General features: G+C 66.4%; 21 protein-coding genes and 1 pseudogene. 14 read left to right on the forward strand and 8 right to left on the reverse strand.

The window, feature by feature from the left end; genetic code table 11:
- Window positions 1-22 precede the first annotated feature (22 nt).
- Together AVHM3334_RS09895 and AVHM3334_RS09900 are read left to right on the forward strand one after the other, a co-directional pair.
- Entirely contained in the window at window positions 23-1,225 is a 1,203-nt protein-coding gene (locus AVHM3334_RS09895; protein ID WP_284411845.1) for an HD-GYP domain-containing protein, read from the forward strand.
- Between the two features lie 140 nt (window positions 1,226-1,365).
- Window positions 1,366-1,953, forward strand: coding sequence for a glutathione peroxidase (locus AVHM3334_RS09900; protein ID WP_284411847.1), 588 nt, complete (start codon window positions 1,366-1,368; stop codon window positions 1,951-1,953).
- A 55-nt stretch (window positions 1,954-2,008) separates the two neighbouring features.
- Here the strand turns inward: AVHM3334_RS09900 and AVHM3334_RS09905 are convergent.
- The 4 genes and pseudogenes from AVHM3334_RS09905 to dnaA all read right to left on the reverse strand — a co-directional run.
- Window positions 2,009-2,668 (reverse strand): annotated as a pseudogene (locus AVHM3334_RS09905) (transposase); the annotation flags it as partial.
- Between the two features lie 180 nt (window positions 2,669-2,848).
- Complete coding sequence (gene gyrB / locus AVHM3334_RS09910; protein ID WP_284411848.1) at window positions 2,849-5,464, reverse strand: DNA topoisomerase (ATP-hydrolyzing) subunit B; 2,616 nt, start codon at window positions 5,462-5,464, stop codon at window positions 2,849-2,851.
- A 138-nt stretch (window positions 5,465-5,602) separates the two neighbouring features.
- On the reverse strand, window positions 5,603-6,721 hold the full coding sequence (dnaN, locus tag AVHM3334_RS09915; protein WP_284411850.1) for a DNA polymerase III subunit beta: 1,119 nt from the start codon (window positions 6,719-6,721) through the stop codon (window positions 5,603-5,605).
- A gap of 131 nt (window positions 6,722-6,852) precedes the next feature.
- On the reverse strand, window positions 6,853-8,274 hold the full coding sequence (gene dnaA, locus AVHM3334_RS09920) for a chromosomal replication initiator protein DnaA (RefSeq protein WP_284411852.1): 1,422 nt from the start codon (window positions 8,272-8,274) through the stop codon (window positions 6,853-6,855).
- 308 nt (window positions 8,275-8,582) lie between these two features.
- Between dnaA and rpmH the strand changes: the two genes are divergently transcribed.
- From rpmH to AVHM3334_RS09960, 8 genes are all read left to right on the forward strand, one after another.
- Window positions 8,583-8,717 (forward strand): 50S ribosomal protein L34, encoded by a 135-nt coding sequence (gene rpmH, locus AVHM3334_RS09925; RefSeq protein ID WP_005798102.1) that lies wholly within the window; start codon window positions 8,583-8,585, stop codon window positions 8,715-8,717.
- 43 nt (window positions 8,718-8,760) lie between these two features.
- Complete coding sequence (locus AVHM3334_RS09930) at window positions 8,761-9,276, forward strand: ribonuclease P protein component (RefSeq protein ID WP_284411854.1); 516 nt, start codon at window positions 8,761-8,763, stop codon at window positions 9,274-9,276.
- Complete coding sequence (yidD, locus tag AVHM3334_RS09935; RefSeq protein WP_284411856.1) at window positions 9,273-9,569, forward strand: membrane protein insertion efficiency factor YidD; 297 nt, start codon at window positions 9,273-9,275, stop codon at window positions 9,567-9,569. The genes AVHM3334_RS09930 and yidD overlap by 4 nt, the downstream gene beginning before the upstream one ends.
- The gene (gene yidC, locus AVHM3334_RS09940) at window positions 9,566-11,272 is read left to right on the forward strand and encodes a membrane protein insertase YidC (protein WP_284411858.1); all 1,707 of its coding nucleotides are present in this window, start codon (window positions 9,566-9,568) and stop codon (window positions 11,270-11,272) included. Before yidD ends, yidC begins: the two co-directional genes overlap by 4 nt.
- A gap of 142 nt (window positions 11,273-11,414) precedes the next feature.
- Window positions 11,415-13,004, forward strand: coding sequence for an ABC transporter substrate-binding protein (locus AVHM3334_RS09945; protein WP_284411859.1), 1,590 nt, complete (start codon window positions 11,415-11,417; stop codon window positions 13,002-13,004).
- Window positions 13,005-13,210: 206 nt separating this feature from the next.
- Window positions 13,211-14,650 (forward strand): tRNA uridine-5-carboxymethylaminomethyl(34) synthesis GTPase MnmE, encoded by a 1,440-nt coding sequence (gene mnmE, locus AVHM3334_RS09950; protein WP_284411861.1) that lies wholly within the window; start codon window positions 13,211-13,213, stop codon window positions 14,648-14,650.
- Between the two features lie 83 nt (window positions 14,651-14,733).
- Window positions 14,734-15,228, forward strand: a complete 495-nt coding sequence (locus AVHM3334_RS09955; RefSeq protein ID WP_284411863.1) for a Crp/Fnr family transcriptional regulator — start codon at window positions 14,734-14,736, stop codon at window positions 15,226-15,228.
- 118 nt (window positions 15,229-15,346) lie between these two features.
- The gene (locus AVHM3334_RS09960; RefSeq protein WP_284411865.1) at window positions 15,347-16,210 is read left to right on the forward strand and encodes a hypothetical protein; all 864 of its coding nucleotides are present in this window, start codon (window positions 15,347-15,349) and stop codon (window positions 16,208-16,210) included.
- A 34-nt stretch (window positions 16,211-16,244) separates the two neighbouring features.
- Here the strand turns inward: AVHM3334_RS09960 and AVHM3334_RS09965 are convergent, their stop codons facing one another.
- The 3 genes from AVHM3334_RS09965 to AVHM3334_RS09975 all read right to left on the reverse strand — a co-directional run bounded on the left by AVHM3334_RS09965 (window position 16,245) and on the right by AVHM3334_RS09975 (window position 21,792).
- Entirely contained in the window at window positions 16,245-18,950 is a 2,706-nt protein-coding gene (locus AVHM3334_RS09965; protein WP_284411866.1) for a PepSY domain-containing protein, read from the reverse strand.
- Window positions 18,951-19,116: 166 nt separating this feature from the next.
- Entirely contained in the window at window positions 19,117-19,671 is a 555-nt protein-coding gene (locus AVHM3334_RS09970; protein ID WP_284411868.1) for an adenine phosphoribosyltransferase, read from the reverse strand.
- A gap of 135 nt (window positions 19,672-19,806) precedes the next feature.
- Window positions 19,807-21,792: a monovalent cation:proton antiporter family protein gene (locus tag AVHM3334_RS09975; protein ID WP_284411869.1), complete on the reverse strand. Its 1,986-nt coding sequence runs from the start codon at window positions 21,790-21,792 to the stop codon at window positions 19,807-19,809.
- Window positions 21,793-21,850: 58 nt separating this feature from the next.
- On the opposite strand from AVHM3334_RS09975, the gene AVHM3334_RS09980 reads away from it, so the two are divergent.
- From AVHM3334_RS09980 to AVHM3334_RS09995, 4 genes are read left to right on the forward strand one after another with little or no spacing between them, the layout of a single operon-like run.
- Complete coding sequence (locus tag AVHM3334_RS09980) at window positions 21,851-22,852, forward strand: KpsF/GutQ family sugar-phosphate isomerase (RefSeq protein WP_284411871.1); 1,002 nt, start codon at window positions 21,851-21,853, stop codon at window positions 22,850-22,852.
- Window positions 22,852-23,427, forward strand: coding sequence for a KdsC family phosphatase (locus AVHM3334_RS09985; RefSeq protein ID WP_284411873.1), 576 nt, complete (start codon window positions 22,852-22,854; stop codon window positions 23,425-23,427). The genes AVHM3334_RS09980 and AVHM3334_RS09985 overlap by 1 nt, the downstream gene beginning before the upstream one ends.
- Window positions 23,424-24,041, forward strand: coding sequence for an LPS export ABC transporter periplasmic protein LptC (gene lptC / locus AVHM3334_RS09990; protein ID WP_284411875.1), 618 nt, complete (start codon window positions 23,424-23,426; stop codon window positions 24,039-24,041). Before AVHM3334_RS09985 ends, lptC begins: the two co-directional genes overlap by 4 nt.
- A 52-nt stretch (window positions 24,042-24,093) precedes the next feature.
- Window positions 24,094-24,888 (forward strand): SDR family oxidoreductase, encoded by a 795-nt coding sequence (locus tag AVHM3334_RS09995; RefSeq protein WP_284411877.1) that lies wholly within the window; start codon window positions 24,094-24,096, stop codon window positions 24,886-24,888.
- 115 nt (window positions 24,889-25,003) lie between these two features.
- On the opposite strand, the gene rbp is transcribed toward AVHM3334_RS09995, so the two are convergent.
- On the reverse strand, window positions 25,004-25,561 hold the full coding sequence (gene rbp / locus AVHM3334_RS10000) for an RNA-binding regulator (protein WP_284411879.1): 558 nt from the start codon (window positions 25,559-25,561) through the stop codon (window positions 25,004-25,006).
- Between the last annotated feature and the right edge of the window lie 139 nt (window positions 25,562-25,700).

Below are 25,700 nucleotides of genomic sequence, written 5' to 3' on the forward strand. Positions count from 1 at the left end.
GCCCATAATGCGGCGACCCACCATGAACCTTGTTGCGCTGAACATCGACTCGATCCAGCTCGGCTCCCCGCTCCCCTTCATCCTGCGCGGGGCCGATGGCGTGCTGCTGGCGCAAAAGGGCTACGTGATCCGCACGCGCAACGAGCTGGACGTGCTCCTGTCGCGCGGCCTGCAGCTGTGCGTGGACACGGACGAGTCGGGCGACAGCCACCGCGCCTACCTGGCGCAACTGCAGCAGATGCTGATGTCCGACACCTCGCTCGGCCAGATCGCCTCGATGAAGATCAGCGCCGGCGCCCAGTCTTCGCGCGACCGCCCCGAAGGCGGGCCGCCCGACTGGCCCGGCCTGCAACTGCGCGCCACGCAACTGCTGCGCGCACCCCAGGCCCATGATTTCCCCGACCGCTTCGATGCGCTGCACCGCGATCTCGCCCTGCATTGCCGCCAGAACCCGGACGCGGTGCTGCTGGCCCTCATCTACCTGTCGGGCCACGAAACCCGCCAGTACAGCGGCACCCACGCCATGCTCGTCGCCTGCGTGTGCATGCTGGTCGCGATCGAGCAACTGCGCTGGCCGGTCGAGCGCGTGATGCAGACCGGACGCGCCGCGCTGTCCATGAACATCGCCATGACCGCACTGCAGGACCAGCTGGCGGTGCAGACGCAGCCGCTCACCTCGCAGCAGATCGCCGAAGTGGAAAACCATGCGGCCCGGTCGGAGGCCCTGCTGCGCCAACTGGGCGTGCACGACCCGGTGTGGCTGGAAGCCGTGCGCTGCCACCACCACCGTTCGCCGGGGCCGCTGGCCGACAAGAGCGAGGCGCAGCAGATCGCCCGCCTCATCCAGCGCGCCGACGTTTTCGGAGCGCGCCTGGCGCCCCGGGCCTCCCGCGCGCCGATGCCGGTCACCGCCGCGATGCAGGCCAGCTACTACGATGAATCGCATCAGGTGGACGAAGCCGGCTCCGCCCTGGTGAAAACCCTCGGCGTGTATCCGCCCGGCGCCTTCGTGCGGCTCGTGAGCCAGGAAATCGGCGTGACCCTGCGCCGCGGGGGCAACGCCACCACGCCCCGCGTGGCCGTGGTGCTCAACCGCAACGGCATGCCGACCGGAGAACTCATTCCCCGGGACACGGCCCAGCCCGCCTGGAAAGTGACCGGCGCCGTGGCCCAGCGCGACGTGCGCGTGCAGCTTCAGCTCAATCGCCTTTTGAGCCTGGTTTAGCTGGGGGTTAGCCTGGTTTGAGCGGCGCAAGAGCCTTGGCTTAGCGACTTTTTGGCCGAATTGCGCCAAACTCCTCCAAAAACGGTTTCATCGCGCCCGATGCCACGCGTCCGTGGCGAACCCATAAGGAGGATTTCCCCATGTTGCGCCGACTCGTGTGCCTTGCCCTCGCGGCCGTTCCGCTGGCGTTGTCCAGCCTTCCTGCCCGAGCGGCCGGCCCGACCGTCGGAACGGAAGACGGGACCTGTCCGCCCCTGTTGCGGCACACGCCGCTGCGCCTGCAGGACGAGCTGCCCCAGCCGCTGTGCCAGTACCGGAACAGGGTTCTATTGATCGTCAACACCGCCAGCTATTGCGGCTTCACGGGCCAGTACCAGGGGCTGGAGGCGCTGCACACGCGCTACAAGGATCGGGGTTTCACGGTGCTCGGGTTTCCTTCCAACGACTTTTCCCAGGAAGGCGGCAGCAATGCGCAGATCGCGGACTTTTGCGAGAGCACCTTCGGGGTCAAATTCCCGATGTTCGCCAAGAGCCGCGTCAAGGGTGCCGACGCCTCACCGCTTTACCTGGAACTGAAAGCGCAATCCGGCGAATCGCCGCGCTGGAATTTCCACAAATACCTGGTGGGCCGCGACGGCAAGGTGGTGGGCAGTTTCGCCAGCGCCGTGGAGCCGGGCGATCCCAGGCTGGTGCGTGCGATCGAGCAGCAGTTGACGGTTGGCCGCTGATCCAGCGCTCCTAGTACATTGACACGTAATTAGTCCGCTCTGAACAATTCCGTTCTCAACTGCAGACAGGTCGACGGTCACCGTGTGCGGCGAACAATGCCGCGATGAGCGCCTGCATCGGCAGCCCGAATCGGGCGCAAAAAAGCCGCAGCGCGGCCAGGATCAGGCGCAGGTCGTGCCCGGCACCGCACATCACCGCATGCAGCGCATCGCCCAGCGCGCCCTTGAGCGGGTTGCGGGCAAGTCGCCCATCCATCTTCATGTGCCCAATGGCGGGCTCGATGGCACTGCGCCTTTTGATCATGGCCTTGAGCGTTCGGGTGATGCCACGCTTTTGGCCTGACATCAGAATGCGCACACCTTCGATCTGCACGCCCCGGTAGCCCTTGTCCACGATGGCCGTGGCCGGCGGCTTGTCCGTGCCGGTGAGGATTCCCACCTGCTCCAGCGTCTGGGCCAGCGTGTGGCCGTCGCAGGGGTTGCCCGGCATGCTCCTCATGCCCACCACCAGGCCTTCCTTCAACGTGGTGGCGATGCTGACCTTCACGCCGAACTCGTACGGTGTCCTGGCCTTGCCCTTGGAGATGCACTCCACCTGGGGCGCGTGCAGGGCGTACAGCTTGTTCTTGTCCTTGGTGCGCTGGGTGAGGATGCGGCCGGTGCGCTGCAGCAGGTCCTGCACCTTGGCCTTGGCCGCTTCGGGCAACGTGTGCAGCAAGATCAACGACTTGCGAGTTGTTCAGGACGGACTCATTAATTTGTCGAGATTTGCACTTTTTGTGTCAAACAACATCACTGTCTGTGTCATCCGAAAGCTCGGATTTTTTCACTTTCTGTGTCACTACTTTTTCACTTACTTGGCACAGTTTTCACTTTCCGTGTCACCCGACAAACCTCAAACGTCGATATTCCCCGCCCGCAACGCATTCGTCTCGATGAACTCCCGGCGCGGCTCCACCTCATCCCCCATCAGCATGGTGAACACGCGGTCCGCCTCGATCGCGTCGTCGATCTGCACGCGCAGCAGGCGGCGCACTTCGGGGTCCATCGTGGTTTCCCAGAGCTGTTCGGGGTTCATTTCGCCCAGGCCCTTGTAGCGCTGGCGGCTGGTGGTGCGTTCGGCTTCGGAGATGAGCCAGGCCATGGCCTGGCGGAAGTCGCCGATCTTTTCTTCCTTCTGCTTCTCGCCCTCGCCACGCAGGGCCTTGGCGCCTTCGCCGATGAGACCGCGAAACGTATTGGCGGCTTCGGCCAGGGCGGCGTAGTCGGCGCCGTGCACGAAGTCCTGCGTGATCAGGCTGCTCTTCACGTTGCCGTGGTGGCGGCGGCTGATGCGCAGGATGGGCTTGTCGGTGCGTACGTCGAACTCGCCGGCCACTTCGGCGGGGATGCCGTTGGTGGTCAGTTCGCGCAGCTTGGCCTGCAGCTGCACGGCGCTGGCTTCGGCGTCCGCCACGGTGTCCAGGTTCAGGCTCACGCCGTCGGCGATGGCGCGCAGGGCTTCCTTGTCCATGAAGGCGGACAGGCGGTGGATGACGGCCTCGGCCAGCTGGTGCTTTTGCGCCAGGGCGGTGAGGGTGTCGCCGGTCAGTGTCTGCGCGTTGGCGCCGCCGGTGGTCACGCTGGCGTCCTTGAGCGCGATGCGCAGCAGGAAGGTGTCGAGCGCGGGGGCGTCCTTGAGGTACAGCTCTTCCTTGCCGGCCTTGACCTTGTACAGCGGCGGCTGGGCGATGTAGATGTGGCCGCGTTCGACCAGCTCGGGCATCTGGCGGTAGAAGAAGGTGAGCAGCAGCGTGCGGATGTGGGCGCCGTCCACGTCGGCGTCGGTCATGATGATGATGCGGTGGTAGCGCAGCTTGGCGGCGTCGAAGTCGTCCACGCCGCTCTTGCCGGATTCGACCGCGGCCTTGCCGATGCCGGTGCCCAGGGCGGTGATGAGCGTGACGATTTCATTGCTGGTCAAGAGCTTTTCGTAGCGCGCCTTTTCCACGTTCAGGATCTTGCCGCGCAGCGGCAGGATGGCCTGGAACTTGCGGTCGCGGCCCTGCTTGGCGGAGCCGCCGGCGGAGTCGCCCTCGACGATGTAGATCTCGCACAGCGCGGGGTCTTTTTCCTGGCAGTCGGCCAGCTTGCCGGGCAGGCCCATGCCGTCCAGCACGCCCTTGCGGCGCGTCATTTCGCGCGCCTTGCGGGCCGCTTCGCGGGCTCGGGCGGCTTCGATGATCTTGCCGCACAGAATCTTGGCGTCGTTGGGGCGCTCTTCCAGGTAGTCGGTCAGCGTCTTGGCGACGATGTCTTCGACCGGGGCGCGCACTTCGCTGGACACCAGCTTGTCCTTGGTCTGGCTGCTGAACTTGGGCTCGGGCACCTTCACGCTGAGCACGCAGCACAGGCCTTCGCGCATGTCGTCGCCGCTCACCTCGACCTTGGCCTTCTTGGCCAGTTCGTGCGCGTCGATGTACTTGCCGATGACGCGGGTCATGGCGGCGCGCAGGCCGGTCAGGTGGGTGCCGCCGTCGCGCTGCGGGATGTTGTTGGTGAAGCACAGCACCTGTTCGCTGTAGCCGTCGTTCCACTGCATGGCCACTTCGACGCCGATCTCGGTGCCGGGAATGCCGCCGTAGGTCTCGGCCGGGCGCGCGCCCGTGGCGTAGAACGCGGTGGGGTGCAGCACCTTCTTGTTGGCGTTGATGAAGCCGACGAAGCCCTTCACGCCGCCGGCGCCGGAAAAGTCGTCTTCCTTGCCGGTGCGCTCGTCCTTCAGGCGGATGCGCACGCCGTTGTTCAGGAACGAGAGCTCGCGCAGGCGCTTGGCCAGGATCTCGTAATGGAAGTCGTGGTTCTCTTTGAAGATCTCGGTGTCGGGCAGGAAGTGCACCTCGGTGCCGCGCTTGTCGGTGTCGCCGATGACCTTCATGGGCGAGACTTCGACGCCGTTCACGGTCTCGATGATTCGGTTCTGCACGAAGCCCTGGCTGAACTCGAGCACATGCACCTTGCCCTCGCGGCGCACCGTCAGGCGCAGCATCTTGCTGAGCGCGTTCACGCAGGAGACGCCCACGCCGTGCAGGCCGCCCGAGACCTTGTAGCTGTTCTGGTTGAACTTGCCGCCCGCGTGCAGTTCAGTCAGCGCGATCTCGGAGGCAGAGCGCTTGGGCTCGTGCTTGTCGTCCATCTTCACGCCGGTGGGAATGCCGCGGCCGTTGTCGGTCACGCTGATGGAGTTGTCGCTGTGGATGGTGACGACGATGTCGTCGCAGTGCCCGGCCAGCGCCTCGTCGATGGAGTTGTCCACCACTTCGAAGACGAGGTGGTGCAGGCCCGTGCCGTCGGACGTGTCGCCGATGTACATGCCGGGGCGCTTGCGCACGGCCTCCAGGCCTTCCAGGATCTGGATCGCGCCTTCGCCGTAGCCTTCGCTGGCGCCCACTTGCTGGGTGTCGATCTTGAAGGGCTGTGCTTCGCCCGCGCCGTCGGTGGAAGGCTCGGGCAGGGTGTTCTCAGCGGTCATGGATGGCCTTGGGGTCCGTGGAAACCGGTGGGTTTCCTGAATGTTCAATAAGAGTCAAACAGGTCTCCAGCGCATATTCCTCTAAGGCAGTTAGCTATAAATATCATAGCATCCACCCATGCACTGGAGGCAGGTGCGTCAGATGCGCATGGGCATCACGACGTACTTGAAGGTCTCGTTCTCGGGGATGGTCAGCAGCGCCGAGCTGTTGCCGTCCGACAGTTCGACCTTCACCATGTCCTGGCCCATGTTGGCCAGGGCGTCGATGAGGTAGGTGACGTTGAAGCCGATCTCGATGGTGTCGCCGCCGTAGTCGATGTCGAGTTCGTCCACGGCCTCTTCCTGCTCGGCGTTGTTGGACGCCACGCGCAGGGTGCCGGGCTCCAGGTTCAGGCGCACGCCCTTGAACTTGTCGCTGGTCATGATGGCCGTGCGCTGCAGGCTGGCCAGCAGCGGAGCGCGGCCCAGGGTGACGCTGTTCTTGTGGTTCTTGGGGATCACGCGGTTGTAGTCGGGGAACTTGCCCTCGACCAGCTTCGTGACGAACTCCATGCCGCCGAACGTGAACTTCGCCTGGTTGTTGGCAAACTGCATCTCGATGTGCGGCTGGTTCTCGCCGCCCGCGTCGGACAGCAGGCGCTGCAGCTCCAGCACGGTCTTGCGCGGCAGGATGACTTCCTGCTTGGGCACTTCGACATCCAGCGTGGCGCTGGCGAAGGCCAGGCGATGGCCGTCGGTGGCGACCAGGCTCAGCTGCTGGCCCTCGGCCACGAACAGGATGCCGTTCAGGTAGTAGCGGATGTCCTGCACCGCCATGGCGAACGACACCTGGCCCAGCAGGTCTTTCAGCACCTTCTGCGGCACGCTGAACGCGGGGCCGAAGGCGGCGGATTCCTGCACCAGGGGATAGTCTTCGGCCGGCAGCGACTGCAGCGTGAATCGGCTCTTGCCGCCCTTGAGGATCAGCTTGGACTGACTCGACTCCAGGCTCACGGTCTGGTCGCCGGGCATGGTCTTCAGGATGTCGATCAGCTTGCGCGCGCCCACCGTGGTGGTGAAGTCGCCCGTGTCGCCGCCCAGCTCGGCGGTCGTGCGGATCTGGATTTCCAGGTCGCTCGTGGTCAGCTGCAGCGCGTTGCCTGTCTTTCGGATCAGCACGTTCGCCAGGATGGGCAGGGTGTGCCGGCGTTCGACGATGCCGGACACCGATTGCAGGACCGCGAGAACCTTGTCTTGTGTTGCCTTCAGGACAATCATGTCGTCAACCTTTGGTGGTTTTGGGAAACGTGCCAGGACGGCGGCATGGGCCATGCCCCCTCATGCCGTCCAGCACGCCATTTTGCCCGTGAACCGGGCGCGCTCCGTGGGGTTGCAGGATCACTTCGGCATCAACCCTTGAGCGTCTGCTCCAGCACGTGCAATTGCTGGTTCAGTTCGGTGAGCTGCTGGCGCTCGCCGGCGATCTTGCGCACCGCGTGCAGCACCGTGGTGTGGTCGCGCCCGCCGAACAGCTCGCCGATCTCGGGCAGGCTTTTCTGCGTGAGTTCCTTGGCCAGGTACATGGCGATCTGGCGCGGCCGGGCGATGCTGGCGGGGCGCTTCTTGCTGTACATGTCGGCGACCTTGATCTTGTAGTAGTCGGCCACCGTTTTCTGGATGTTCTCGACGCTGATCTGCCGGTTCTGGATCGACAGCAGATCGCGCAGCGCCTCGCGGGCGAGCTGGATCGAGACTTCCTTCTGGTTGAAGCGCGAATACGCGAGGATCTTGCGCAGCGCGCCCTCCAGCTCGCGCACGTTGCTGCGCACGTTCTTGGCGACGAAGAAGGCCACCTCTTCGGGCATGTCGGCGCTCTCTGCGCGGGCCTTGTTGATCAGGATGGCCACGCGCATTTCGAGTTCGGGCGGCTCGATGGTCACCGTGAGGCCCGAGTCGAAGCGCGAGACGAGCCGCTCGTGGATGTTGGCCAGGCCCTTCGGATAGGTGTCCGAGGTCATCACGATGTGGCTCTTCTTGGCCAGCAGCGCCTCGAACGCGTTGAAGAACTCTTCCTGCGTGCGGTCCTTGTTGGCGAAGAACTGCACGTCATCGATCAGCAGCAGATCGAGGGAGTGGTAATGCTCCTTGAACTCGTCGAACGTGCGCCGTTGGTACGCCTTAACCACATCCGACACGAACTGCTCGGCATGGATGTAGAGAACTTTGGCATCGGGCTTGTCGGCGAGCAGCCTGTTGCCCACTGCGTGGACCAGATGGGTCTTGCCCAGGCCCACGCCGCCGTAGATGAAAAGCGGGTTGTACAGATGCCCGGGCGAACCCGCCACGTGCATGGCCGCCGAGCGCGCCATGCGGTTGGCCGTGCCCTCCACCAGCGTCTCGAACGTGAGCGCGGCGTTCAGGCGCGAGCGGAACGCCCCGGCCACCGGCTCGTCGCTCGCAGTGGCGGCAGGCGTGGGCTCGGATGACACCACCTGGCCGGCGGGCGTGGAGCGAACGTAAGTACGGGCAACGGTTTCACGCTGAGCGAGCGCTAACTCAAGCGATACCGGCTGGCCATACAGTCCTTCGAGCAATGCGGCGATGCGGCCGGCGTATTGCGCGCGAATCCAGTCGAGCTTGAAGCGGTTGGCCACCAACAGGGTGACCTTGGTGAAGTCGGGTGCGACCTGGGCCGTGAGCGGCTTGATCCAGGTGTTGAACTGCTGCTCTGGCAGGTCTTGCGCAAGCTGCTCTACACAGGCTTGCCACAGGCCTTGTCCGGCGTCGGCGCCCGCGTCGTTGTCGGGGCTGCTGGAGGGTTCCTCGGTCATTGATGGCGGTTCTTGTTGTGGATAGGAGGAACGATTCGAGGCCGCAGATTGTACCTTTTCAAAGGGTTATCCACAACCGCGCAGGGGCAAGCCCAGGCCCCTCCGAAAAGCCCCGCAGGCCACGCCAGCGCAGCCCGACCATTGCCACACCCGGACAAGCCTGCAATAATCGCCGGTTTCCCTGAATGCGTTCAGGGCAATAACGCCCGGGCCAAGCGCTTCGATCCTTATCGAGGTGCCGCATCCGGAGGGCCTGGAACCCGCATCTTGCGAGTTGCGCCCGGAACCGAACCCTCAAGGAATTGACCATGAAACGTACTTACCAGCCTTCCAAGACGCGCCGTGCGCGCACCCACGGTTTCCTCGTGCGCATGAAGACGCGCGGCGGCCGTGCCGTCATCAACGCACGCCGCGCCAAGGGCCGCAAGCGCCTGGCCGTCTAAGGCCGCCACGGCACTCGGCCCGGTTCCGGGCGGGAACCCTCCCATGCAACGGTTGAAAACCCGTCCGCAGTTCCAGGCCGCCATGGCCGGGGGAACGGTCTCCCGTACCGCTCACTTCGCACTGCACCGATTGGGACTGGCTCCCACAGGCGCAGCGCCCGCGTTGCCTCCCGCTCCTCCTACAGGGCCCGGTTCCTTGCCTGATGCGCAAGGGCCGCAGGCCCTGTTTGGCGTTGTGGAGCCCCCGGCAGTATGGCTGGGCGCCATGGTGCCCAAGCGTTGGGCTCGCCGAGCGGTGACCCGCAACAGCATCAAGCGGCAGATCTATGCGGTGGCCGCCTCGTTTGAGTCCCAGTTGCCGCAGGCCGCGCACGTGGTGCGCCTGCGAGCGACGTTCGACCGCAAGCAATTCACCAGCGCCACGTCCGATGCCCTCAAACAGGCCGTGCGCGCCGAATTGCTGCAGCTGTTCGGCTACGCCGTGCGGCGCAGTGGCGGCAGCACTGCCGCAGCAGCCGTTGCACCAAAACCCCAGCCCGCCCCGGCGCCTGTGCCATGATGCGCGCGCTGCTGATGGCGCTGGTGCGCGGTTACCGCCTGATTTTGAGCCCCTGGCTCGGATCGGCTTGCCGCTTCGAGCCCACGTGTTCGGCCTATTCGCTGCAGGCGCTGGACCGGTACGGCGCTGCGGCCGGAACTTATCTCACGCTGCACCGTCTGGCACGGTGCCATCCCTGGTGCGATGGCGGGCATGATCCGGTGCCCGAAGAACTCCCCCGCGGGTTGCGGCTGTTCTCGCGCCTGTCCCCTTCCGCCTCCTCCACCCCATCCTCAACGAAGAAGTCTTCATGAACGACATTCGCCGCACCATCCTGTGGGTGATATTTGGCTTTTCCATGGTTCTGCTGTGGGACAAGTGGCAAGTGCACAACGGCCACAAGGCCACCTTCTTTCCAGGGGCCACGCCTGCCGCCGTGACGCCCGTGTCGCAGGCGCCTGCCGCCTCCGGTGCTGCTGGCGCGTCCACCGTGCCGGCGCCGACGGCCGCAGCCGCACCCGCGAATGCCCAGCAGGTGCCGGGCGGCGTGCCGCAGGCGGCGCCTTCCGCTGCGCGCCAGCGCGTCACGTTGACGACCGACGTGCTGCGCCTGACGTTCGACAGCGAGGGCGGCTCGCTCACGAACGGCGAGTTGCTCAAATACCCCGACATGGCGGACAAGTCCAAGCCGTTCATGCTGCTCGATGAGAGCGCGCAACGCGTCTATGTGGCGCAGACCGGTTTGATCGGCGGCACCTACCCCACGCACAAGACGGCGATGTCGGTGGTGGCCGGCAACCGCGACCTGCAGGACGGCCAGAACGAGATCAGCGTGCGTTTCGAATCCGCGGACCTGGGCGGAGTGAAGCTCGCCAAGACCTGGACGGTGAAGCGCGGCGCCTACGACGTGGCCGTGAAGCACGAAGTCGTGAACACCGGCACCGCACCCGTGTCGCCCCAGCTGTACCTGCAACTGGTGCGCGACGGCAACAAGCCGCCGGGCGAGTCGTCGTTCTATTCCACCTTCACCGGCCCTGCGGTCTATACCGAAGCCAAGAAGTACCACAAGGTCGAGTTCAAGGACATCGAAAACGGCAAGGCCGAGATCGACAAGTCGTCCACGAACGGCTACGTGGCCATGGTGCAGCATTACTTCGCCAGTGCCTGGCTGCTGGGCAATGGCGTGCAGCGCGACCTGTTCGTGCGCAAGGTGGACACCAACCTGTACTCGGTCGGCATGATCACCCCGGTCGGCGAGATCGCGCCGGGCCAATCCAAGACGGTGGACGCACGCCTGTTCGCAGGTCCGCAGGTCGAGACGATGATGGAATCGCTCACCCCCGGCCTCGAATTGGTGAAGGACTACGGTTGGCTCACCATCCTGGCCAAGCCGCTGTACTGGCTGCTCGACCAGTTGCACAAGGTGCTGAACAACTGGGGCTGGTCCATCGTGGCGCTGGTGTTCCTGCTGAAGATCGCCTTCTACTGGCTCAATGCGAAGGCCTACGCCAGCATGGCCAAGATGAAGGCCATCAACCCCAAGATCATGGAGATGCGCGAGCGCCTCAAGGACAAGCCGCAGCAGATGCAGCAGGAGATGATGCGCATCTACCGCGAGGAGAAGGTCAACCCGATGGGCGGCTGCTTCCCCATCATGATCCAGATCCCGGTGTTCATCGCGCTGTACTGGGTGCTGCTGTCGAGCGTGGAAATGCGCAATGCGCCATGGATCGGCTGGATCAGGGATCTGTCGTCGCCCGACCCGTTCTTCATCCTGCCGCTGCTGATGACCGCCAGCTCGCTGCTGCAGACCGCGCTCAACCCCGCGCCGCCCGATCCGCTGCAGGCCAAGATGATGTGGTTCATGCCGCTGATCTTCAGCGTGATGTTCTTCTTCTTCCCGGCCGGCCTCGTACTGTACTGGTTGACGAACAACATCCTGTCGATCGCCCAGCAGTGGATCATCAACACCCGCATGGGCGTGCCGCCGCAGTTCAATCTGCCGAAGTTCCGCTGACCTCCATGCAGCGCCGACGCGCTGCATTCCCGAGAAATTCCACGGCCGCTGCACAGCGGCCGTTTTTCATTGGGTACGATGCTTGGCTTGCCCCCGCGGCATCTTTCATCCACTTTCGTTAACCGACGAGGAGACTTGGCCAATGAAGCAGCAGCGTAAGACTTTCCAATGGAGCGCACTGGGCATCGCGGTCCTGCTGGCAGCGGGATCGGCCCATGCCGCAACGATGCGGTGGGCGGGCGCCAATGACATCCTGACCGTGGACCCCCACGCCCAGAACCACCAGACCACGCATGCATTCCTGCAGCAGGTGTACGAAAGCCTGGTGCGCTACGACGAGAAGTACCAGATCCAGCCCGCACTCGGCACGAAGTGGACACAGGTGTCTCCCACGCAGGTGCGATTCGAGCTGCGCAAGGGCGTGAAATTCCATGACGGCGCACCGTTCACGGCCGACGACGTGGTGTTCTCGCTGACGCGCGCGATGACGCCGCCATCGAACATGCAGTCCGCCGTGCAGAGCATCAAGGAAGTGAAGAAGGTGGACGACTTCACCGTCGACCTGATCCTCAAGGGCCCCAACCCCGTTTTGCTGCGCGAGCTGACCGAGGCCCGCATCATGAACAAGGCCTGGGCCGAGAAGAACAACTCGACCAAGGCCCAGGATTACGCCGGCAAGGAAGAAAACTTCGCATCGCGCAACGCCAACGGCACGGGCCCCTTCATCATGGTGGGCTGGCAGCCTGACGTGAAGGTCACGCTCAAGAAGAACCCCGACTGGTGGGACAAGCCCAAGGGCAACATCGACGAAGTCGTGTTCACCCCCATCAAATCCGCCGCCACGCGCTCGGCCGCGCTCATTTCCGGCCAGGTCGATTTCGTCGTCGATCCACCCACGCAGGATCTGGCGCGCATGAAGTCCAGCCCCGACATCACGCTGATCGAAGGTGCCGAGAACCGCACCATCTACCTGGGCCTGGACCAGTTCCGCGACGAACTGCCGGGTGCCGGTACGCCGGGCAAGAACCCGCTCAAGGACAAGCGCGTGCGCCAGGCGCTCTACCAGGCCATCGATTCGGCCGGTATCCACAGCCGCACCATGCGCAACCTTTCGGTGCCCGCAGGCACGATGGTCGCGCCGATGGTCCACGGCTGGAGCAAGAGCCTGGATGAACGCTCCGCCAAGTACGACGTCGAAGCCGCCAAGAAGCTGCTGGCCGATGCCGGCTACCCGCAAGGCTTTTCGCTCAAGCTGGACTGCCCCAATGACCGCTACGTGAACGACGAAGCGATCTGCCAGGCCGTCACCGCCATGTGGACGCGCATCGGCGTGAAGACCACGCTGCAGGCTGCGCCCATGGCCCAGTTCGTGAGCCGCGTGATGAACAACGACGTGAGCGCCTACCTGTTCGGCTGGGGCGTGGCGACGTTCGACTCGCTCTACTCGCTGGATTCGCTGATGGCCACCAAGGCAGGCAAGACCGCTGCCGGCACCTACAACGGCGGCCGGTTCAGCGATGCCAAGCTCGACGAAATGATCAGCCAGATCAAGGTGGAGATGGATGCGCCCAAGCGCGACGCGCTGATCGCCGACGCGCTCAAGCTGGTGAAGGACGAGTACTACTACCTGCCGCTGCACCACCAGATCCGCCCCTGGGCCATGCGCAAGGGCGTGGAAACGCTGCACCGCGCCGATGACCGCCCGATGCCCAACTGGACCACGATCAAGTAACCCACCCGATCGTCCGGACCTTCTGCAGAGCCCGCCCTGGCGGGCTTTGTCGTTGATGGCGGCAGCACCCTGGGCGACCGTGGTGCGCCGGGACGAGGGCGGCAAGGCAAGGCAAATCGAGCAGAGGGCGCGGCTATCATGCCCCATTCCCACACCCGTCCCACACCCGGCACACACCCGCCCCGCCCTATCTTCCGATCGCCCGCATGCTGCCTCGCCATTCCGAACCCATCACCGCCATCGCCACCGCACCGGGGCGCGGCGCCGTGGGCATCGTGCGTGTTTCGGGCCGGGGCCTGGGACCGCTGACCGAAGCGCTGTGCGGGCGTTCGCTGCGACCGCGCGAAGCCACCTATCTGCCCTTTCGGGACGCCACTGGCCAGTCCATCGACCAGGGGCTGGCGCTCTTCTTTCCCGCCCCGCACAGCTATACCGGCGAAGACGTGCTGGAGTTGCAGGCGCACGGCGGGCCCGTGGTGCTGCAATTGCTGCTGGCGCGCTGCCTGGAAGCGGCCGCACAGGCCGATGTGCCCGATGGCAGGCCCCGCCTGCCCGGACTGCGCCTGGCCCAGCCGGGCGAGTTCACCGAGCGGGCTTTTCTCAACGACAAGATCGATCTGGCCCAGGCCGAAGCCATTGCCGACCTGATCGACGCGAGCACCGAAGCCGCCGCCCGCAGCGCCAGCCGCTCCCTGGCCGGTGCGTTCTCGGGGGAGATCCACAAGCTTCGCGACGCGCTCATCCACCTGCGCATGCTGGTGGAGGCCACGCTCGATTTTCCTGAGGAAGAAATCGACTTCCTGCGCAAGTCCGACGCCGGTGGTCAGCTATCGAATTTGCAGCAAACCCTGGCGGCGGTGATGCAGCGCACGCGCCAGGGTGCCCTGCTGCGCGAGGGCATCAAAGTGGTGATTGCCGGGCAGCCTAACGCGGGCAAGAGTTCGCTGCTGAACGCACTGGCCGGTGCCGAACTCGCCATCGTCACCCCCATTGCCGGGACCACGCGCGACAAGGTGCAGCAAACCATCCAGATCGAAGGCGTGCCGCTGCATGTCATCGACACCGCGGGTCTGCGCGAGAGCGATGACGAAGTGGAAAAGATCGGGATCGCGCGGGCCTGGGAAGAAATCGCAGCCGCCGATGCCGTTCTGTTCCTGCACGACCTCACGCGCGTGTCCTTGGCCGACTACCAGGCCGCGGATGCCGACATCGCCCGCACCATCGCGCAAAGGCTGCCAGCGCACGTTCCGGTGATCGATGTGTGGAACAAGACCGATCAGGTTGCCAGCCCGGGCGCTTTGGCTCACCCACCCGGCCCTTCTGAGCCAAGCCATGCGGCAGTCCATCTCTCGGCCCGCACGGGCGAAGGGCTGGATGCGCTGCGCCGCGTGCTGCTGGAGGTGGCCGGATGGCAATCGGCCGCAGAAGGCGTCTACATCGCGCGGGCTAGGCACGTTCAGGCCCTGCAGGCCGTGGACGGGCATTTGATGGAAGCCGCGGCGCAACTGCACTCGCCCGGCCCGGCGCTCGATCTGCTTGCCGAAGAACTGCGCCTCGCTCAACAGGCGCTCAATGCGATCACCGGCGAATTCACGTCCGACGACCTGCTGGGCGTGATCTTTTCGAGTTTTTGCATTGGCAAGTGACCGCGCTGCGCGGGTTGCGTTTTGTAAGGAGTGGTAAAGAGTGCTTGTGCGCCGGGCGCATCCGCCTTAACTTTCGCGCCACTATGAACGCTGTGCTGTTCTCCCACCCCCAGAAAATGGACCTGACCGGTCTCGTGCAGGCCATCGCCCAGGCGCCGGCTGAAGACAGCATGATGAACCCCCTGACGACCGAGCAGTGGGACTTGCTTTCAGGCTACCTGCTCCCCATGTCGCTCACCACCGGGCACACCCTGTTCACCCAGGGCGCCAGCGACCGGACGCTGTATTTCGTGGAAAGCGGCAGCCTGAGCGTGCACTACGAGGATGAAAAAGACCGGTTGCGCCTGGCCATCGTAGGCCCCGGCTCCGTGGTGGGCGAGAGCGCTTTCTTCTCGCACAAGCCGCGCACGGCCACCGTCCAGGCGGGCGCGCCTTCCAAGCTGTGGAACCTGACGGCGCTGCGGTTTTCCGAACTGTCCAATCGCCAGCCTGCCGTGGCGCTGAGCCTGGCGATGGCGATGGGGTCGGTGCTGTCCAAACGGCTGGGCAACCGCCGCCGCCGTGTTGCAGCGACCTGACACCTGAGCGTTCTATCAAGCCCGTGCCCGGGCCGGCAGACGCCGGAAAGCCATTCGTTGCCGGAGTGCGCGTTACACTCGTTTCGGACTTTTTGGCGCTATCCGAAGAAGGCACGGCATGTCACTTTTCAGTTGGTTCAACCGCAAACCCCCTGCTCCACGGCAGCGTCCGGCGGTGGAACCGTCCGGCCTGCTGAACGCAGATGCCACCGTGCCCCTGGTGCCCGGCCGTGGCGCAGGCAAACCCCTGGCAGAGCCCCCGGCCGAACACGCTGCCAACCGCAAGAACGAGCGCATGGAGCGGCGCGAACTGCTCTACACCGTGGTGCGCGACGCCATGGTCCGGGCCGGCGTGCTGTCGGCGGGCTACAAGTTCAAAGTGCTGTCCCTTGACCAGCGCGGCCGGCAGTTTCTCGTGATGATGGACCTGGCCCGTGAATACGGCGGCGAAACCGTCCGCCTGAGCGAGATCGAAGCGTTGATCGCGCAAACCGCCAAGACGCGCTTCGACATCCTGGTGACGGCCGTGTACTGGCGCATCAACGACCATGTGGCCGTCGGCATGCCCAGCAAGGGGCTTGCTCCCCACGGCGTCGCCGGGCCATCGGTGCCGCACGTGCCTGCGGCCCCGGCCCGTCCGCCAGCGCCCGTTCAGGCGCCAGCACCTGCACCGGTGGCCGCTTTGCCGATCGATCCGCTGCTGGCCCCGCGCAGCGCGCCTTTGGTGCCCCCTGCGCCGCCAGCGCGCGCACCCGCCAAGGCGTTCGACCCCATCGAAGCGGACGAGGTCGCCGCCTTCAAGCGGGCGCTGGACAACGCCGCGGCCGCCAAGCCGCCGGCACCCGCACCCCGCACCGGGGTAAGCACACGCTCCGGCCCGTTGCTGCCATCCACGCCCACGGGCTTCGAAGACACGGAAATGCCGGGGAGCGACGCGCCCGCCCCCGATCTCAGCAACACCCAGTACGGCGACCTGCGCTGACCGCGGCCGCCACGCCGCGCGCCCCGCCAGGCGCTCAATACACGTCGCGCCGGTAGCGGCCGTCGGCGATCAACGCATCGACCGCATCAGCGCCAAGCACCTCCACCAGCACGGCATCCACGCCGGCCGACATGCCTTCTGCGCTGCCGCACACGTAGAGGGTGGCGCCTTGCGCGATCCACTGGCACAGCTCGGCGGACGCGTCGCGCAGCCGGTCCTGCACATGGCGATGGGTGTCGCCGTCGCGCGAGAACACCCGGTCCAATCGCTCCAGAAAGCCTTGTTCCTGCCAGCCATCGATCTCTTCGGCGCACAGGGTGTCATGCGCCCGCTGGCGCTCGCCGAACAGCAGCCAGTTGCGGCGGCATCCAGCCCGTACCCGGGCACGCAGATGCGAACGCAGACCCGCCAGCCCTGAGCCGTTGCCGATGAAAATGCAGGGCGCATCGCCGGGCACCGCATCGAAACGCGGATTGGCGACGAGTTGCAACTCCACGGCCGTTCCCAAGGGAGCATGGGCGGTGAGCCAACCCGAGGCCAGCCCCAGGCCCTGCGCGTGCCGCTCCTGGCGAACCAGCAGTTGCAGCACGCCGTCACCCGGCAGGGAAGCCACGGAATAGGTGCGGGGAGCCAGGGGCACCAGCCCATCGGCCAACGTTTGCGCAGTGGTGAAATCCAACGGCGAAGAGGGCAGCACGCTGCTGGCCAGCGCCTCGGCGAGCGACGTCGTCGCACCTCGGTGCTGCACCAGGGCGGCGCCGTCGGCACCAGCCATTTGCAGCCAGGCGGTGACTGCGGCGGGCGCTTGGCGCGGCAACACCTCGACCAAGGCGCCCGGGTGCCATTCGAGCGGGCCGGCCCGCGTCAGCGAAACCTCGAACAACGGATTGCCCAGGCTTCCAGGGTTGAGGCATTCACGCTGGGCCAGGCTCCACGCCGCATACACCGGCGCCACGCCGTTGTCCGCCAGTGCGGCGTCCAGCGCGAGGTGCTCCGCACCTTCCAATGTGGTCAGCGCCTCGCTCCAGCGCGCCAGCGCAGCGGGGTCGGCATTGTCCACTTCGATCAGGGGAAAGAGGGGCTCGGCACCCGCTTGGCGAAGGCCTTCGTCCAGGGCATGGCCGAAGCCGCAAAAGCGGGTGTACTGGCGGTCACCCAATGCCAGCAGGCCGTAGCGCACCCCCTGGAGCGAAGCAGGCGGGCACCGGGCCAGCAGGCGCGCGAAGCGGCGTGCGCTGTCGGGGGGCTCGCCCTCGCCGAAGCTGCTGGCCACCAGCAACACGCGGCGGTGCATGCGCAGTTGCTCCGGCGTGATCGCCTGCATCGACTGCACGGCGACCCGCAGGCCAGCGCGTTGCAGGGCGCCTGCGCTTTGCAGCGCGATGCGTTCCGCCTGGCCCGCCTGGCTGGCGTAGGCCACCAGCAGCGTGTCGGCACCTTGATCCACGCCTGCTGCCGGCACCAGGGGATGGCCCTGCGCAGCGCGCGCGACCGTACTGGCCCTGCGTTGACGGCGGCGGCCCAGGTAGAGCATCCATCCGGTGATGGCGAAGAGCGGCATGGCGAGGCTGGCGAACATCACCGCCAGGCGGCCCGGCAACCCGAAGTACGTGCCCATGTGCAGGGGATAGATCGCGGCCAGGGCACGGGCAGCAGCGCTGCGCCGGGCATGGCGGTCGTCCACCGACACCTGGCCGCTCAAAGGCTCGATGGACATGCGGTTGCGCTCCCGGTCGTGCCCGGCGTCCGCGGCCAGCCAGGTCAACTGGACAGCCTGCGTGGGCAGCGCAGGCATGCGCAGGCTGGCCTGGGTCCACGGCCCCGCCTGCCGCTCGAACGTGGTCCAAACCCGCTGGAGGTCAAGCGGTGCGGCTTCGGCGCGATCGGCCGGGGCCTTGGCACCGCCGCCCGGTGCGGCGGCCATCGCTCGCGCAGGGCGCTGCAGGCCTGCCCAGCCGTCCACCGTGTCGCGCACCGCATCGAACGCCCAGTAGAGGCCGGTGGCGGTGAGCACGAGGTACATGACCAGGGCCCAGGTGCCCACTACGGAATGCATCGCCCACAGAAACGAGCGCCCGGTGAGAGCCGTATCGAACGTGAGCCAGGTGCGCCAGCGCAAGGGGCGTCGCGGCCAGCGCAGGTACAGGCCCGACAAGGAAAGCGTGAGCAGGCACAGCGCCAACACGCCCGTCGCCACGCGGCCGGGTTCTCGCGGCAGCAACAGCCAGCGGTGCAGCGCCTCGACCCACTCGAAGGCGTCCTGGCCCTTCAGCGCAGGTTGCAGCGCTCCGGTGTAGGGGTGCACGTAGACCGTCTCGCCCCGCCGCTCGGCAGGCTTTGCCTGGAAGATCACGCGGGCGGCAGCGCCGGGTTGCGATTGCACGGTCAGGGTGGTGATGCGCTGTTCGCCGTGGGTGCGAGCGATGGCGTCCACGATCTGCTGCGGGGTGAGCATGGGCCCGGCCTGCGGCGCGACCTGGCGCACGCCCGGGTTGATCGCATCGAGGATTTCTTCGTGAAAGGCCAGCAGGGCGCCGCTCAAGCCGATGACTACGAGAACGGAGCCCGCGGTGATGCCCAGAAACCAATGGACCTGGAACCACAACTGCCGCAGCGATGGCAGCGCCGGCCAGCGCGCTTTGAAACGATCGGCGCTCCGCACGCCTGAAGCGCCTTCAGCAGCCAGGGATTGCGCCTCCATGGCCAGCGCAGGGGCGCTGCGGGCCCCTTCGCGGCTCATGGAAATACCTCGACCGCGGAATCCGGCAGATCAGGGCGGCGCAGGCAAAAGGGGAGAAGGCAGGACATGGCGGACGAAAGCGGGAAAAAGGCAGGGCGAAAGATCTCTCCATCGCATGGATGAGAATGATTTTTATTTTACAACCCGTCCCGGCTTCGGCCGGTGTTCAGTGCCCCGCGAAATCCACCAGCGTGTAGAGCGGCAGGCCCGCGTCCCGCAGGCGCTGCGAGCCCCCGAGTTCGGGCAGATCCACGATGGCGGCGCCTTCGGTCACCGTCGCGCCCAGGCGCTCCAGCAGATTCTTGCCGGCCATCATCGTGCCGCCGGTGGCGATCAGGTCGTCGATCAGCAGCACGCGGTCGCCGGGCTTCACCGCGTCGGCATGCAGTTCCACCGTGGCGCTGCCGTATTCGAGTTCATAGGTTTCCTCCACGGTGGTGAAGGGCAGCTTGCCCTTCTTGCGGATCGGCACGAAGCCCACGTTCAATTCATAGGCCACCACCGCACCCAGGATGAAGCCGCGCGCATCCAGTCCGGCCACCACGTCGGGGCGCAGGGCGCGGTCCATGTAGCGGTGCACGAAGGCATCGATGAGCACGCGGAACACCTTGGGGTCTTGCAGCAGCGGCGTGATGTCCCGGAACTGCACGCCCGGCGCGGGCCAGCCGGGCACGGTGCGGATGTGCTGGCGAAGGTATTCGTTGACGCTGAGGGCTTGCATGGCGCTGGAAAATCTGAAAAGGGAGAAGCCTCATGCCGGGACAGGAAGGGGGCGCCCGGCCGGGACAAGAAGGAGCCATGCAGTGTATCGGCCGGCAGTCGCAGGCATCTGCCAGAACCGCCGGCAGCACTGCTGTCAGGACCGCAGCAGGGCGTCCTCGGCCAGCGCCAGCGCCGTAGGGTGGCCCGAAAGCACGAGTGTGTCGCCTTCGGCCAGCACGGCCGCATCGTCCGGCTGGGACATGCGCCCATCCTTGTGGCGCAGGTTCACGACCCGCACGCCCATGGCCTGCAACGCCAGTTGCCCGAGCGCCTGACCCAGCGGATGCACGCCGGAAGGCAGCGTGATGGACGCCAGCCGCTCCTGGTCGCGCTCGGAGACGGTGTCGTCGTCCGCACCATGGAAATAGCCACGCAGCAGGTTGTAGCGCGCATCGCGCTGGTCCTGCACCAGTCGCAGCACCCGCCGCATGGGCACGCCGACCAGGGCGAGCGCATGGCTGGCCAGCATGAGCGAGCCTTCGATGGCTTCGGGCACCACCTCGGTCGCGCCGGCGGCCTGGAGCTTGTCCAGGTACTGGTCGTCCTGCGTGCGCACCACCACCGGCACCTGCGGCGCGTGTTCGCGCGTGTTGGCCAGCACCTTGAGCGTGGCGGGAATGTCGAGGTAGGTCACAGCCACGGCACTGGCGCGCACCAGGCCGGCGGCCATGAGCGCCTGCATCCGCGTGGCATCGCCGTACACCACCGAATCGCCCGCGGCTGCGGCCTGGCGTACGCGGTCGGGGTCCAGGTCCAGCGCCATGTAGGGAATGCCTTCGCGCTCCAGCATGCGCGCCAGGTTCTGGCCGCATCGGCCGTAGCCGCAGATCAGCACGTGCTTGCTGGTGTTGATCGATTTGCGCGCAATGGTGGTCATCTGCAGCGATTGCTGCAGCCAGTCGCTGGCGACCAGCTTCATCACGATGCGGTTGCTGTACAGGATGAGGAACGGCGTCGCCAGCATGGACAGCACCATCGCGGCGAGGATGGGGTTCATCAGCGCGGGCTGCACCAGCCCATGCTCCTGCGTGAGCGACAGCAGCACGAAGCCGAACTCCCCCGCCTGCGCCAGATACAGCCCCGTGCGCAGCGACACGCCCGTGGTGGCCCCCATGCCGCGCGCCAGCAGCAGGATCACGCCCATCTTGATCAGGAGCGGCACGATCAGAAGCAGCAGCACCAGCGCCCAGCGCTCCAGCAGAATATGCCAGTCCAGCATCATCCCCACGGTGATGAAGAACAGGCCCAGCAGCACATCGTGGAACGGGCGGATGTCCGTGCCCACCTGGTGGCGGTATTCGGTTTCCGACACCAGCACGCCCGCGATGAAGGCGCCCAGCGCCAGCGACAGCCCTGCCACTTCGGTGAGCCAGGCCAGCCCCAGCGTGATGAGCAGCAGGTTCAGCATGAACAGCTCGTCGCTCTTGCGGCGCGCCACCAGCGTGAGCCACCAGCGCATCACCCGCTGACCGCCCGCCAGCAGCAGGCCCACCAGCACCGTGGCCTTGAGGAGCGCCAGCCCGAGTGCGACGAACAGCTGGTCCGGCCGGGAGCCCAGCGCGGGGATCAGCACCAGCAGCGGCACCACGGCCAAGTCCTGAAACAGCAGAATGCCCAGGATGCGGCGGCCGTGCTCGCTCTCCAGCTCCGCGCGCTCGGCCATCAGCTTGACCACGATGGCCGTGCTGCTCATCACCAGCGTACCGGCCAGCGCCAGCCCCGTCTGCCAGCCCATGTCCCAGATGCCGCCCACGTGGCGCGACAGCAGCAGCACGCCGGCCATGGCCGCCGCCATGGTCAGCGCCACCTGCATCAACCCCAGGCCGAATACGAATTTGCGCATGGCGCGCAGCTTGGACAGGCTGAACTCCAGGCCGATGGCGAACATGAGGAACACCACGCCGAACTCGCCCAGGTGGCGCACGCCTTCGGAGTTCTGGGCCAGCGCCAGCGCATGGGGCCCGATCAGGATGCCCGCCGCCAGATAGCCCAGCATCGGCGGCAGCTTCAGGCTGCGGCAGGCCACCACGCCCAATACGGCGGCCAGCAGGTAAAGCAACGTGAGGGCGAGTGACGACATGCATGGATGCTAGCCCAGGCGCGGCGCAGGTCCATGGCCCGGCCGATAGAATCCGCGCATGCTTTCCGCCCCTGCCGCGCCTGCGACCTTCCAAGCCGACCAGGCGCTGCGCCTGGCCCGTGAAACTTTCGACATCGAAGCGGCTGCCCTGGCCGGACTGTCGGCCCGCGTGGGCACCAGCTTCGCCAGCGCCGTCGAGCGCATGCTGGCGACCACCGGGCGCGTGGTGGTCATGGGCATGGGCAAGAGCGGCCACATCGGCCGCAAGATCGCCGCCACGCTCGCCTCCACCGGCACTCCCGCCTTCTTCGTCCACCCGGCGGAAGCCAGCCATGGCGATCTGGGCATGGTCACCACCGGCGATCTGGTGCTGGGCATTTCCAACAGCGGCGAAAGCGCCGAACTCACCGTGCTGCTGCCTGTGCTCAAGCGCCTGGGCGTGCCCCTGGTGGCCATGACCGGCGGTCTCGAATCCACGCTGGCGCGCCACGCCGATCTGGTGCTGGACTGCAGCGTGGACCGCGAAGCCTGCCCGCTGAACCTGGCACCGACCGCCAGCACCACCGCGCAACTGGCCATGGGCGACGCGCTGGCCGTCGCCCTGCTGGATGCTCGCGGCTTCCGCTCCGAAGACTTCGCGCGCTCCCACCCCGGCGGTGCCCTGGGGCGCAAGCTGCTCACGCACGTGAGCGATGTCATGCGCTCCGGCGACGAAATCGCGCGCGTGGCGCCCGATGCCTCGTTCAGCGAACTGATGCGCGAGATGAGCGCCAAGCGCCTGGGCGCCTCGGCCGTGGTCGATGCGGCGGGCCACGTGCTCGGCATCTTCACGGACGGGGACCTGCGCCGCCGCATCGAGGCCGGCGCCGAACTGCGCGGCGCCACGGCCGGCGAGGTCATGCACGCGGGGCCTCGCACCATCGCCCCCGATGCCCTCGCTGTGGACGCCGCCGAGATGATGGAGCGCCATGCCATCACCAGCGTGCTCGTGGCCGACGCGGATGGCGTCCTCATCGGCGTGGTGCACATCGGCGACCTGATGCGCGCCAAGGTCATCTGATGGAGACGCCCATCGCTCCGCTGCCGCCCCTTCGGCCCGCCCTGCGCTTCGATGCGCAACTGCTGCTGCGCGCTCAAGGCGTGCGCGTGGCATTTTTCGACGTGGACGGCGTGCTGACCGATGGCGGCCTGTATTTCAGCGAAACCGGCGAGACGCTCAAGCGGTTTCACACCCTGGACGGCCACGGCATCAAGCTGCTGCAAAAAGCCGGCATCACACCCGCCATCGTGACCGGTCGCGATGCCCCCGCGCTGCGCCTGCGCCTGAAAAACCTGGGCGTGGTGCACGCCCGCTTCGGCACCGAAGACAAACGCCCGGCCGCCGAATCGATCCTGGCGGAACTGGGCCTGGACTGGGCGCAGGCCGCCGCCATCGGCGACGACTGGCCCGATCTGCCCATGATGCGGCGCTGCGCCCTGGCCTGCGCCCCTTTCCACGCCCACATCGAAGCCCGTGCCGTGGCCCACCACATCACGACCGCAGCGGGCGGTGCCGGGGCCGCGCGCGAATTCTGCGACCTGCTGCTGGTGGCCAGCGGGCGCTACGCCCAACTGCTGGAGGCCTACGCCGAATGATCGCCACGCTGCGCCGGGGCTGGGACCGGCTGTCCATCTACCTGCCCGTGGCGCTCATGGCGCTCATGGCGCTGGGCACGTGGTGGCTGGTGCGCAATGCCCCCACACCGACCAAACCCGTGCAGGAACGCCCGCCCACGCACGAGCCGGACTATTTCATGAAGACCTTTTCGGTCAAAAGCTTCGACGCCACCGGCCGGCTGCAAAGCGACGTGCGCGGCGATCTGGCGCGCCATTACCTGGACACCGACACGCTGGAGATCGACAAGGTCCACATGCGTTCGGTGGCGCCAGACGGCCGGCTGACCATCGCCACCGCCGACCGCGGGCTCACCAATGCGGACGGCTCCGAAGTGCAGCTGTTCGGCAACGCCATCGTCACCCGCGAACCGCTCACCCGGCCCGGCCGCGAGCCGCTGCCGCGCCTGCAGTTCCGGGGGGAGTTCCTTCACGCATGGCTCAACGACGAACGGGTGCAATCGAACCAGCCGGTGACCCTGACGCGGGGCAAGGACCAGTTCACTGCCGACACCATGGACTACAACAACCTCAGCCAGATCATGCAGTTGCAAGGCCGCGTGAAGGGCATGCTGATGCCGCCGGCCGGCAAGTAACGTGGCAAACAACGCCGTGCATGCGGGCGGCCACACCCCCTCAGGAGCTTCCATGACGTCCACCCCACTGGTGTTCATCACCGGCGCCTCCAGCGGCATCGGCCAGGCGCTCGCCCTGCGCTTTCACCAGGCGGGCTACCGGCTGGCGCTGGTCGCACGCCGCACGGCCGAGACCCAATCGTGGGCCAGCGCAAGCAACCTCCCGGCACATAGCTATGAAATTTATAGCGCCGACGTGGCACGGCCTGACAGCATCGTCGCAGCAGGGCAGGACTGCATCGCACGGCAAGGACTGCCCGACGTCGTGATCGCCAATGCCGGCATCAGCGTGGGCATGGACACCGCCGCGCGCGAAGACATCGAGGTCATGGCGCGCACCTTCGCCACCAACAACATCGGCATGGCGGCGACCTTTCAGCCGTTCGTGGACGGCATGGTGCAGCGGGGCAGCGGAGCGCTGGTCGGCATCGGCAGCGTGGCCGGCATCCGAGGCCTGCCAGGCCATGGCGCCTATTGCGGCAGCAAGGCGGCCGTCATCAGCTACTGCGAAAGCCTGCGGGGAGAACTGCGCGCCTCGGGCGTGCGGGTGGTCACGCTGTGCCCGGGATACATCGACACCCCGCTCACCCGCCAGAACCGCTACGCCATGCCCTTCTTGATGCAACCCCAGGATTTTGCCGACCGGGCCTTTGCCGCGATCCGCGCCGGCGCCAGCTACCGCGTCATTCCCTGGCAAATGGGCGTGGTGGCCAAATTGCTGCGCGTGCTGCCCAATGCGCTGTTCGACAGGCTGCTGGCCGGCCGGCCGCGCAAGCACCGGCAAAAGGACGGCGCCTCGCCGCACTGAGCCGCATGACGGCCGCTATGGGAGGTGTACGCTCCGCAACGAAGAAAGGCTCCCGAGGGAGCCTTTTTGCCGGGAGACCACCCGTGCCGGGTCTGTCTCTCGTTGAAGAAATATCTCAGTAACCGCTGCTGCCGCCACCACCACCGTAGCCGCCACCGCCACCACCGCTGCGGCCACCGCCGCCGCCGTTGCGCGAGCCGGAGCCGTAGGGGCTGCGGAAACCGCCATCACCGCGGCCACCACCACCGCCGCCATATCCGCCGCCGCCTTCACGGCCGCCGCCACCACCATAACCTCCGCCTCCGCCGTCACCCCGGCCACCACCGCCGCCGTAGCCTCCGCCACCGCTGCGGCCACCACCGCCACCGCCGTAGCCTCCGCCACCACCGCCGCCGCCAAATCCACCACTGCGTGGGGGACGGGGCTCCATGGGACGCGCTTCGTTCACAACGATGCTGCGGCCGCCGAGCGGTTGGCCATTCATGCCTTGGATAGCGGCTTGCGCTTCAGGGTCGCTGCCCATCTCGACGAAACCGAAGCCTTTGGAGCGGCCAGTATCGCGCTCCATCATGACCTTGGCGCTGGTCACGGCTCCGAATTGGCCGAAAGCCTGCTCCAGGTCACTGTCACGCACCGAGTACGGCAAATTGCCGACGTACAGTTTGTTGCCCATTACGGGACTCCTCAAAAACACATTGATAAAGCGATGGAGTCCCGAAAACGCAGCCAGTGAATCACAAAGATGTCCTATGCGCGAAACTGACGGATCCCCGCAAACGTCGACGCGAAAAAAATCTCGCCGATGCATTATG

Source organism: Acidovorax sp. SUPP3334, from assembly GCF_030159055.1.
GTDB lineage: Bacteria > Pseudomonadota > Gammaproteobacteria > Burkholderiales > Burkholderiaceae_C > Paracidovorax.

What these genes read in the sequence shown, in the direction of transcription:
- AVHM3334_RS09985 (WP_284411873.1), top strand. Translation starts at nt 22,852, where the DNA reads ATGGAGACGCCCATCGCTCCGCTGCCGCCCCTTCGGCCCGCCCTGCGC.
- dnaN (WP_284411850.1), bottom strand. Translation starts at nt 6,721, where the DNA reads ATGATTGTCCTGAAGGCAACACAAGACAAGGTTCTCGCGGTCCTGCAA.
- gyrB (WP_284411848.1), bottom strand. Translation starts at nt 5,464, where the DNA reads ATGACCGCTGAGAACACCCTGCCCGAGCCTTCCACCGACGGCGCGGGC.
- yidC (WP_284411858.1), top strand. Translation starts at nt 9,566, where the DNA reads ATGAACGACATTCGCCGCACCATCCTGTGGGTGATATTTGGCTTTTCC.
- AVHM3334_RS09970 (WP_284411868.1), bottom strand. Translation starts at nt 19,671, where the DNA reads ATGCAAGCCCTCAGCGTCAACGAATACCTTCGCCAGCACATCCGCACC.
- AVHM3334_RS09945 (WP_284411859.1), top strand. Translation starts at nt 11,415, where the DNA reads ATGAAGCAGCAGCGTAAGACTTTCCAATGGAGCGCACTGGGCATCGCG.
- dnaA (WP_284411852.1), bottom strand. Translation starts at nt 8,274, where the DNA reads ATGACCGAGGAACCCTCCAGCAGCCCCGACAACGACGCGGGCGCCGAC.
- yidD (WP_284411856.1), top strand. Translation starts at nt 9,273, where the DNA reads ATGATGCGCGCGCTGCTGATGGCGCTGGTGCGCGGTTACCGCCTGATT.
- AVHM3334_RS09980 (WP_284411871.1), top strand. Translation starts at nt 21,851, where the DNA reads ATGCTTTCCGCCCCTGCCGCGCCTGCGACCTTCCAAGCCGACCAGGCG.
- mnmE (WP_284411861.1), top strand. Translation starts at nt 13,211, where the DNA reads ATGCTGCCTCGCCATTCCGAACCCATCACCGCCATCGCCACCGCACCG.
- rpmH (WP_005798102.1), top strand. Translation starts at nt 8,583, where the DNA reads ATGAAACGTACTTACCAGCCTTCCAAGACGCGCCGTGCGCGCACCCAC.
- AVHM3334_RS09975 (WP_284411869.1), bottom strand. Translation starts at nt 21,792, where the DNA reads ATGTCGTCACTCGCCCTCACGTTGCTTTACCTGCTGGCCGCCGTATTG.
- AVHM3334_RS09960 (WP_284411865.1), top strand. Translation starts at nt 15,347, where the DNA reads ATGTCACTTTTCAGTTGGTTCAACCGCAAACCCCCTGCTCCACGGCAG.
- AVHM3334_RS09955 (WP_284411863.1), top strand. Translation starts at nt 14,734, where the DNA reads ATGAACGCTGTGCTGTTCTCCCACCCCCAGAAAATGGACCTGACCGGT.
- AVHM3334_RS09900 (WP_284411847.1), top strand. Translation starts at nt 1,366, where the DNA reads ATGTTGCGCCGACTCGTGTGCCTTGCCCTCGCGGCCGTTCCGCTGGCG.
- AVHM3334_RS09895 (WP_284411845.1), top strand. Translation starts at nt 23, where the DNA reads ATGAACCTTGTTGCGCTGAACATCGACTCGATCCAGCTCGGCTCCCCG.
- AVHM3334_RS09995 (WP_284411877.1), top strand. Translation starts at nt 24,094, where the DNA reads ATGACGTCCACCCCACTGGTGTTCATCACCGGCGCCTCCAGCGGCATC.
- AVHM3334_RS09965 (WP_284411866.1), bottom strand. Translation starts at nt 18,950, where the DNA reads ATGAGCCGCGAAGGGGCCCGCAGCGCCCCTGCGCTGGCCATGGAGGCG.
- lptC (WP_284411875.1), top strand. Translation starts at nt 23,424, where the DNA reads ATGATCGCCACGCTGCGCCGGGGCTGGGACCGGCTGTCCATCTACCTG.
- AVHM3334_RS09930 (WP_284411854.1), top strand. Translation starts at nt 8,761, where the DNA reads ATGCAACGGTTGAAAACCCGTCCGCAGTTCCAGGCCGCCATGGCCGGG.
- rbp (WP_284411879.1), bottom strand. Translation starts at nt 25,561, where the DNA reads ATGGGCAACAAACTGTACGTCGGCAATTTGCCGTACTCGGTGCGTGAC.